The organism is Plesiomonas sp., assembly GCF_051650925.1.
Taxonomy (GTDB): Bacteria; Pseudomonadota; Gammaproteobacteria; order Enterobacterales; family CAMTGL01; genus Plesiomonas.
This window is the reverse complement of record NZ_JBOFRH010000307.1, coordinates 1-6972: the sequence shown is the minus strand read 5'-3', so window position 1 is coordinate 6972 and position 6972 is coordinate 1. Positions and strand designations below refer to the sequence as shown.

Below are 6972 nucleotides of genomic sequence, written 5' to 3'. Positions count from 1 at the left end.
AGACAAACGCTCGGCCCAGTAATGGCACTCTTGCTGTATGCGTTGATCGCGTGTTGCTCGGTAGAGTGCGGTGGCTGCCAGTAGTGCACAATACTCATCAATGATGTTCTCTTGCCCATCATCAAGATAGCGGGTGTTGTATTCACGTAGATGCCAGTATCCGCTCAATGCTGTGCGTAGATAAGTACCCTGATCATACTCTCCGTGTCGTGTCTGCCGTGCGGCTTCCGCCAGTGCAGCAATTGCTACTCCACCACCTTGGCGGAAACCGGCTTGCCACTGATCTGATTTATGCCCACTTTGTGTTGCATAACTGCAGATGTGGCGCTGTTCTGGCTGCTTACTCCAGCGATCAAACACTGTCATGTAGAAGTAACCTTCAGGCGCTTGCATTCTGACTAGAAAGTCAGCGCCATACAGGGCTTCATCAAGCATGCGGTGATACAGGTTTTGAATTTTTAAGCGGGTATCATCGGCCAGAATTTCTGCGGCACGAAACATATTCCATGCAACCAGAGGGATCTGCTGTGGATTCATGTGGTTAGCAAAAGAGAGGTGGCTGAGATACTTACTCACATCACCAGAGGCATCATACCAACCGCCATGCAGATCAACCGGAGCTTTCTCTGGATGATCAAAGAAAACAGCCTGTTGATCTTGCTGATCATAGCGACCACTGCAACGCTGGGATTTAAAATAGTTCAGCACATCAGACAGAGTGTTTTGTAGATAAAGGCCTTCACCAATCTCAAAAGTGTGTGATCTGAACGTTCCCAGTGACAGGTAAAAATGCCCATTACATTGGTAATCAGAAAAATTGAGGGTATAGAAATAGCGATCTTTCCACCCCTGAACTGAGCCTTGCTGTTCAATGGCGACCTGACATACCACAACATTGTCTTCAGCTCGGTGAAGACAGGCTTGCTGGCCGCGCAGACCAGACGGTGCTTGTAGCACCGCCTGTTTTGCGCCGTGCCGCTCGTAGCCGAGATGGTTTACTAGCAGCATGGACATTCCTTATGCGAAAAGGTGACAACGAACAAAGTGGTTACTGCCAAGCTGAGTAATCCCCGGCAATGCATCGGTGCATTTTGCGGTTGCATGGGTACAACGTGCAGCAAATGGGCAGCCGATACTGTCAGGTGTCCAAAGTGGTATTTCACCTTTCTCACCTTCGAGTTGGGCGTGAATACTCTTGCTTGGATCGGGAACCGCAGAGATGAGCAACCGAGTATAGGGGTGCTGAGGGTGATGGATCACCTCTTCGGTATCACCCCATTCAACCATATGGCCAACATACATAACGGCGATATCTTCTGCCAAATAGCGGGCAGTGGCGATATCGTGGGTGATGTACATCATGGCCATCTGATTTTCATGTTTCATCTCTTCGAGCAGGTTTAAAACACCGGCACGGATAGAAACATCAAGCATCGACGTTGGCTCATCAGCCAAGACGACATCCGCTTCCACAGCCAAATTACGGGCGATATTCACCCGCTGGCGCTGGCCACCGGAAAGCTGGTGGGGGTATTTCTCGGCGGTCGCTTTTGCTGGCACTAACCCAACTTGTTCAAGCAGTTGGTATACACGCTCACGGCACTCTTTCTCGCCATGTACTTTTTTATGCAATAGCAGAGGGCGGGCAATATGGTGGTAAATATTGTGTGTCGGATTAAGCGACCCAAACGGATCTTGCCATACCATTTGAATGCCTGCGCGGTACTCAAGCATTTCAGAGCGTGATTTAATCTCTTTAATATCACGCCCTTTATAGGTAATTTTACCGGCTGTTTGGGTATACATTTTTGAGATAATACGGGCGGTTGTACTTTTGCCTGATCCCGATTCACCCACTACGGCCAGCGCACGGCCACGGTATAATTTAAATGACACATCATTGAGCGCACGCATCATCGGTTTTGCCAGTGCGTGGCTATTAATCGGGAAGTCTTTGACTATCCCTTTTCCTTCAATAATTGGTAGATCAACAATATTGGTCATGGCTTAACTCCTTATCCGATAACCAGCTTCTGTTCTGCCTGCTGGGTAAACAGATGGCAGTTAGTAAAGCGCTGTGATTCAACTTCATGCAGTTTGGTGTACTCGGTAAAGCACTGCGAGGTTGCTTTCGGGCAACGAGCTTGGAAGCGACAACCTACCGGGATCTCCAGCATGTTGAGCGGATTTCCAGGAATTCCCGCCAGTTTGGTTTTCGGCCCAAACATCGGTGGGAATGAGCTGGCTAGCCCTTCGGTATAAGGGTGATACGGTGAAGTCAAAATGGCTTTTGACGGTGCAACTTCTGCCAACTCACCGGCATACATGATGCCAATACGGTCAGTAAATTCGACCATTAAGCTCAGGTCATGGGTGATGAATAAAATAGAGAAACCAAACTCCTCTTTCAGTGCATAGATCTTTTGTAGGATCTCGCGCTGCACAACCACATCGAGTGCGGTGGTGGGTTCATCCATAATGATCAGTTTAGGGTTGAGTGCCAGTGCGATGGCAATGACCAAGCGCTGACGCATCCCCCCTGAAAACTGGTGCGGATAATCATTGAGGCGACTTGGATGAATATCCACAATTTCCAGCAGACCTTCAGCACGGCGTACAGCTTGCTGACGGGTCATATTGGTATGTGCCATCAGCACATCACAAAATTGCTCTTCGAGTGTCAGTACCGGATTGAGCGCATTCATGGCACTTTGGAAGACCATGCTGATATTGCTCCAGCGAAATTTAGCCATTTCATTTTCGCTGAATGTCAGAATATCGCGGCCATCAAACAGGATCTGGCCACCGGTGATGAATGCAGGTGGCTTATGCAGGCGCATCGCAGAGAAGGCAACGGTACTTTTACCGCAACCAGACTCGCCGGCCAGACCAAAAATCTCACCTTTTTTGATGTCGAAACTGACATTATTCACGGCACGGATATCACCAGCATCAGTGATGTAGTCGACACAGAGGTTACGGACCTCTAACTGAATATCCTGACTCATGCGGTTCCCTCCGGCTGTTGTTTTTTATTCGTTATTGATTTCCAGCGCTGCATACCTTTGTGTGAACGCAGTTGTGGGTTGGCAATCTCATCGACAGCAAAGTTCAGCAGAGCAAGACCGACAACTAAAATCATCAGTGCTACACAAGGTGCGATAACTTCCCACCATGCCCCCACCAAAATAGAGGATGAGGTTTGTACGTTGTAGAGCATGATGCCCCAGCTCACGACGTTGGGATCGCCTAAGCCCAGATACTCAAGTGTTGCTTCAGTCATGATGGCGTACATCACCGAGCCGATAAACGAAGCACCAATGATTGACATCAGGTTTGGCAGGATCTCGACTAAAATGATCCGCCAAGAGGGTTCACCCAGCAGTTCGGCTGCTTTAACAAACTCTTTTTCCCGCAATGACATCGTTTGCGCTCTAACAACCCTTGCTCCCCACGCCCATGACGTGAGGCCGATAATGAGCGTGATGACTAAGGGGCTCGCTTGACCAATAAATGCCGCCAGTACAAACAGTAGCGGGAGTTGTGGGATAACCAACATGACATTCATGAAAAAGGTTAGAACTTCATCAATTTTGCCACCAAAGTAACCGGCAGTGACGCCCATCGCGACCGCTAAAGTACAGACAATAATGCCAGCACCAAAACCAACAGCCAGTGAGATACGCCCGCCATGGATCACTTGACTCATCACATCACGGCCCATACGGGTTGTCCCCATGACATGCTCTGCACTCGGTGCCTCATGTGGGCGGCCAACTCGTTTATCAGGCACATGGGTGGTGACCATTGAGGCTGACAGTGCTAGTAAAATAAAGGCAACAATAATGCCTGAACCCACTAACGCCTTAGGGTTCCCGAGCAGAATTTTGACAAAACTAGGCATACGCATGATTATTTCCCTCCCTTGCGTAGACGTGGGTCTAGAACGACATACAGCAAGTCAGCAATGAAGTTGAACGTCAGCATAAAGACACACATCAACAGAAGCTGACCTTGAATCACCTGATAATCACGCGCCAGAATTGCTTTATAAAGTACGGTACCAAGACCTGGGTAGTTAAAGACGATTTCGATAATTAACTGACCACCAATTGCCGTACCTAATGCCATCGAGAGTGCGGTAACGGTTGGCAGAATGGCGTTACGGGCCGCGTAGTTAAAGACCACTCGGTTTTGGCTCAAGCCTTTGGCTTTTGCCATGGTGATAAAGTCTTCATTTAGTAGGTTAATCATGTTGTTACGCATGGTGATCAAAAAACCACCAACTTGAATCAGCGCAGCACAACCGACTGGCATGATGGCGTGGTACAGCACATCACTGATAAATTCCCAGCTAAACGCAGGCTCTGTACCGGGGGTGAATGCATAACTGGTAGGGAACCATTGCAGACCGACACCAAAGGTAAACAGTGCCAGCAGAGCGACGACTACCGGAGGAACGGCTTGAAAGACCATCATCAGTGGAGAGGCGATGGAGTCGTAGCGGCTTCCACGGAACCATGCTGCAAAAATACCCATCACTGAGCCAATGGCAAAGGCAACGATAATGGCGGTACCGGCAAGAAACAGTGACCAGCCAAATGCAGAGGCTAAAACGTCATTGACGGTAGCGGGGAAGAACTGTGTGGATATCCCTAATTGGCCACTGAAAATACTTTTGATATAGGTTAAATATTGTTGCCACATTGGGGCATCAACAAACCCGAACATTTTTTTCAGTGCTTCGATTTTTTCTGGTGTTACTTGTGCTGTTGCCGAAGCAAACATCATGGTAACGGGATCACCGGGCATAGCACGCGGCAGTGCAAAATTAATCGTCGCGGCGACCATAAATGCGACGAGATAAAAAGATAAACGTCTAATAAAAAAGCCCATAACTCACACCTTTCCTTAAGAATTTTTGTCCTTGGATTCCTTGTCTGGCACCGCTTTTTATAATTATTAGGGTAAAGAAAACCCCCTGGCTCCGTTCGGCCAGCTTGCTTGGCGGATATACAGGGGGTTGAAGATTAATGGAGGCCTGAGCCAACCCCAGGCCTCAGGTCTGTTAAGACTGTTTCGGTGTTAAAGACAGAACTTGCAGTAAACGCTCTGGGTAACCGGCCCAAATTTGTGGACGAGCAACCGGATTCTTCTCATTAAACCAGCCGTCGAAACGCTTGGTGTTGTACTGGAAGAATTCAACACCACTGTATACAGGAACGGTGATCTGTTGAGACGCAACGCGCTCTTGGATCTGGTTCATGATTTCGTGCTGCTCTTTTTTGTCTGCCGTTTTGTTGAAAGAGTCCAGCAGTTTGTCTAGCTGAGCATCTTTGTAGTGGTGCATGGCGAAACGGCCGAATTGCTCGCCACCTTGATACTTAGAGTTAAACGCAGTATCAAAGTATTTGAACGGTGTTGGGCCGTGGAAGTAGTTGGTGAAGGCGGCATCGTAGTCACCTTTTGCCATTTTGGTGTTCAGTACGGCAAATTCAGGTGTTGCAGATTTCGCTTTGATACCGACATCCGCTAGCTGTTCAACACCCAGCTGTACGACGTTGTTAAAGTCAGTCCAACCGTTCGGGCTGATAATTGTCAGCTCCAGTTTCTTACCGGTTGGTGTTTCAACAAAGCCGTCACCGTTGGTGTCTTTAAAGCCCGCTTTTGCCAACAACTCTTTCGCGCCTTTCACATCATGTGTCATGAATGGCTTGTATTTGTTGTGTGTGCCTTCGCTTGCCCAGTTTTTAAATGCAGCACCGATACCGGATGCATAGTCGTTCACAACACCGTTACCGTAGGCGGCGATATCAATGATAGCTTGGCGATCAAGTGCCATTGAGAATGCACGGCGGAAATCAACGTTGTTAACGGCTTCATTAGTGGCCGCATTCGGGCTCTTGAAGTTCAGCAGGAATGCTGTAGAGCCTGCTGGGGTATACCAGTATTTATGCGTTGGTGATGCTGCCGCATAAGTACGGTCGATGTCAGGAATGAACGAAGAGGTCCAGTCCAGCTCGCTGTTGACGATTTTAGCCAGTAGCTGATCGTTGTTTGCGATTTGTGGCATACGCAGACAGTCAACTTTGACTTTGTCTTTTTCCCAGTAATTTGGGTTTTCACACTGTACGTACAGTTGTGGTGTGAAGGTATCGATTTGGGTGTACGGGCCGCTACCTACTGGATTTTCGTTAGTGAAGGTGACTGGGTCTTTCACTTTTTCCCATACGTGTTTTGCAACAACAGGGACTTTAACGATTTCGTTAGCAACCGCAGTGTTGACTTCGACCAAATCAAATTTAACTTGGTTAGTGCCTACTTTCTCGGCTTTAGAAATCCATTTGTAAATACCGACGGTATCTAGCTCTGGGTGTTTTTTCACCATATCGAATGAGAAAACAACGTCATCAGCGCTGAATGGTTGGCCATCAGACCACTTAACACCATCACGGATGTCAAAGGTGACGCTCTTCAGATCAGGTGACATAGTGAAGCCTGTTGCCAAACGGAAAACAGGTTCGTTACCCTTCATTTCGTTAAATACAACCAATGGCTCGTAAATGAAGTCAGTGGTAGTACGCAGAGCTGTATTCAGGTACGGGTTGAAGTTTCTAACAAATGCAGTGAAGAAGTCTGGGACAATGGTGACCATTGATTTTTCTGCCGCAACAGTTGCAGTTGCAGAGAGGCCAGAGGTTACCGCTGCTAACAGTGCTACCGCAATTTTTGTCTTCCTAAGCATAGCTGTTCCTTACTATTTGCTTATTAGTTTTGATGCAGTGGTAAGTACAGAAGTTATCAAAAAAGTGAAACTAAACTGTCTTACTTGCTGTCGGCCATCGTTATACATCTCCTATTTCTCTCCCCGTAGTAACGATGGCATTTCCTGCTTCAGCAATCTAAGGAAACGCTTCTTTGCTAAATGCGTCAATCTACGGTTTCGTTAATATCGTAAAACTTGCTGGTTTT

General features: G+C 47.7%; 6 protein-coding genes. All 6 read right to left on the bottom strand.

All coding sequences use genetic code 11. From position 1 onward, the window contains the following. Window positions 1-1008 (bottom strand): glycoside hydrolase family 9 protein (locus tag ACRC27_RS07255; RefSeq protein ID WP_438639535.1); only part of this gene is annotated, 1008 nt, incomplete at its 3' end. 9 nt (window positions 1009-1017) lie between these two features. Continuing rightward, entirely contained in the window at window positions 1018-2004 is a 987-nt protein-coding gene (locus ACRC27_RS07250; protein WP_438622436.1) for an ABC transporter ATP-binding protein, read from the bottom strand. An 11-nt stretch (window positions 2005-2015) separates the two neighbouring features. Next, the gene (locus ACRC27_RS07245) at window positions 2016-3008 is read right to left on the bottom strand and encodes an ABC transporter ATP-binding protein (RefSeq protein ID WP_438622435.1); all 993 of its coding nucleotides are present in this window, start codon (window positions 3006-3008) and stop codon (window positions 2016-2018) included. Next, window positions 3005-3910: an ABC transporter permease gene (locus ACRC27_RS07240; protein WP_438630759.1), complete on the bottom strand. Its 906-nt coding sequence runs from the start codon at window positions 3908-3910 to the stop codon at window positions 3005-3007. The genes ACRC27_RS07245 and ACRC27_RS07240 overlap by 4 nt, the downstream gene beginning before the upstream one ends. A 2-nt stretch (window positions 3911-3912) precedes the next feature. After that, window positions 3913-4896 (bottom strand): ABC transporter permease, encoded by a 984-nt coding sequence (locus ACRC27_RS07235; RefSeq protein WP_438622433.1) that lies wholly within the window; start codon window positions 4894-4896, stop codon window positions 3913-3915. A 172-nt stretch (window positions 4897-5068) separates the two neighbouring features. Beyond that, window positions 5069-6745, bottom strand: coding sequence for an ABC transporter substrate-binding protein (locus tag ACRC27_RS07230; protein WP_438622432.1), 1677 nt, complete (start codon window positions 6743-6745; stop codon window positions 5069-5071). Window positions 6746-6972 lie beyond the last annotated feature (227 nt).